A 2,256-nucleotide genomic window follows, 5' to 3' on the forward strand; every position below is an offset into this window, starting at 1 on the left:
CTCCGCCTACCTCGACACGCCCTGGGCGGACATCATGTTCTCGATGGACATGAGCTTCTTCCGGATGGTCCGCACGGAGCAGCTCGGGCCGGGGAGCCTCAAGGCGTTCGGCGACTTCAAGGGGATCAAGTGCTTCCTCGAAATCGACAACCACACCTATCCCCCGCCCATCCACTACGTCCGGGGGTTCGTCACGTACAACGGGCTTCCCGCCGGCCTCAAGTCCGGCTTCTGGACCGGGGCGAATTCGGGCTTCGGCGCGCTCATGCTGGCCTACTGCCTGCGGGCGTCTCCTATCTGCCTCCTGGGGTTCGACATGACCCACCTGAAGGGCAGGAGCCATTATCACAATCGCTATAGGCGCCGGCAGGCGCCACAGCAGGTGGCGCGCTTCCGCCGGGCCTTCGAGCACATCGCCCCGGCCATAAAGGCGCAAGGGGTCGAGGTTCTGAACCTCAGCGCCAGCAGCGCGATGAGATGCTTCGCCTTCAAGACCTTAGAGGAGGTCCTCAATGGGAGAGATCATCACGAGCTCAGGCTTGCCGGCGACGCCGCAGCCGAAGCCGCCGTCGCGGGAGTCCAGGGAGGAGGCGGCCCGGTCTCTGGGCCTGACGCTCCACGCGACATCCTGCCCGAAATGCGGGAGCGAGATGTTCCTGAAGCGGGCGCCGTGCTTCATGAGGAAGAAGGGATTCAGGCTGGCCGCCCGCTGCATTAGCTGCGGCCACCAGGAGGGGGTGCGGAGATGAAAGAGGGAAAGATCTGGGGCGAGACGACCGACCTGATCGAGACGCCGTTCTTCTCGATCCACTACCTGAGCGTCGAGGCCGGCGCCTTCTGCTCCGAGCACCGGCACGAGGCCAAGAAGAACATCTTCTTCGTCCTCGCCGGACGCCTCCGGATCCGGATCTGGAGGGAGGGCGGCCTCATCGACGAGATCGACCTCCTGCCCGGCCAGGAGACGGAGATCCCCGCCAGGGTCTTCCACCAGTTCAAGGCGATAGAACGGACGCTCGCGATCGAGATCTGCGAGGTCGAACTCCGCCCCGGCGACATCGAGCGGAGGACGCAGGGCGGGAGGGCCGATGCCTGAGGTCTGCCTCCAGAACAACCTGCCCTTCGTCATCGTCTCCTATTTCACGAGGGAATACCGCGCGCCGGCGCTGCGCTTGATAGACTCCTGCCGGAAGACGGGCCTCGACTTCTACGTCGTCGACGTCGAGTCGCGCAGATCCTGGCTCGAGAACGTCCGAAGGCGGCCGGCCTTCCTCTTCTCGATCTTCCCGACGACGGCCAGGGACCTCGTCTGGATCGACGCGGACGGGATGGTCAGATCATTCCCGGAGCTCTTCGGGGGCGCCCGGGCGGCCGGCTACGACCTGGCCGCGCACCGGAACTCGAAGGGCCGCTACCGCGTAGGCACCATGTGGTTCGCCAACACGGAGGCCGGCCGGGCCTTCGTCTCCCGCTGGGCCGACGCCGTGGCGAGGATGCGCGGGAAGACGGAGCAGGAGGCGCTCAACGCGCTCCTCCTTCGGCCCAGCCGCGGAGTCAAGGTGCTGGACCTCCCGGCGACCTACTGCTCGATCTTCGACAAGGCCGTGGACAAGGCGGCGGGGCCGGCCGTGATCGAGCACTTCCAGGCCTCGAGGAAGCTGAGGAGGCTCGTCCGATGAGCTGGAGGATAGAGGGCAGGGTCGAGCTCGTCAACTGTTCCCACAGGTTCGCCATCTTCGCGCGGGAGAACGGGGACACCCTGGCCCGCCATCTCGAGGGGCCGGTCTTCCCGGGAAGCCTCAACATCCGGACGAGCAGGAGAAACATAGGCGATTGGCTCGACCTCGGATTCTGGCCGAAGCAGCCCGACATTGTGATCCCCAAGGCCGAGTTCCGCGGGATGCCTGCCTGGCTCGGGGACGGGAGGGCCTGGCGCTGTACCCTCACGGCCGCCCACGCGATACCCGTCCGGTGCTTCCTCTTCCGGAGGAAGGGCTCGAGGGTCAGGACCGGGGTCATCGAGCTCCTGGCGCCGATCGGCCTCGTCGAGAACCTGGGACTCAAGCACGGCCAGCCGGTCGTCGTGGAGGGCGAAATATGAGGATCACGGTGCTCGTATCGACCCGGAACAGGATGGCGAAGCTCATGAGGATGCTCGGGAGCCTTCCGGAAACCGCGGGCGGCATCGAGGTCAGGCCGCTCGTCGTCTGCGACGGCGACGAGGAGACCTTCCGCGCGCTCCCGGTCGGGGTCGCGAGC

The 2,256-nt window shown here is 66.3% G+C and carries 4 protein-coding genes; all 4 read left to right on the plus strand.

The features are described from left to right. The coding region (locus VJ307_03005; protein ID HJX73099.1) for a hypothetical protein at positions 1-718 on the plus strand (718 nt) is incomplete at its 5' end. Positions 719-745: 27 nt separating this feature from the next. Beyond that, positions 746-1,093, plus strand: a complete 348-nt coding sequence (locus tag VJ307_03010) for a hypothetical protein (GenBank protein ID HJX73100.1) — start codon at positions 746-748, stop codon at positions 1,091-1,093. Continuing rightward, positions 1,086-1,676 carry a putative nucleotide-diphospho-sugar transferase gene (locus tag VJ307_03015; GenBank protein HJX73101.1) on the plus strand — a complete coding sequence of 197 codons (591 nt, stop codon included), beginning with the start codon at positions 1,086-1,088 and terminating at the stop codon, positions 1,674-1,676. Before VJ307_03010 ends, VJ307_03015 begins: the two co-directional genes overlap by 8 nt. Continuing rightward, positions 1,673-2,098, plus strand: a complete 426-nt coding sequence (locus VJ307_03020) for a hypothetical protein (protein HJX73102.1) — start codon at positions 1,673-1,675, stop codon at positions 2,096-2,098. Before VJ307_03015 ends, VJ307_03020 begins: the two co-directional genes overlap by 4 nt. The last annotated feature ends 158 nt before the right edge of the window (positions 2,099-2,256 follow it).

This window comes from Candidatus Deferrimicrobiaceae bacterium (assembly GCA_035256765.1).
Lineage (GTDB): Bacteria > Desulfobacterota > Deferrimicrobia > Deferrimicrobiales > Deferrimicrobiaceae > CSP1-8.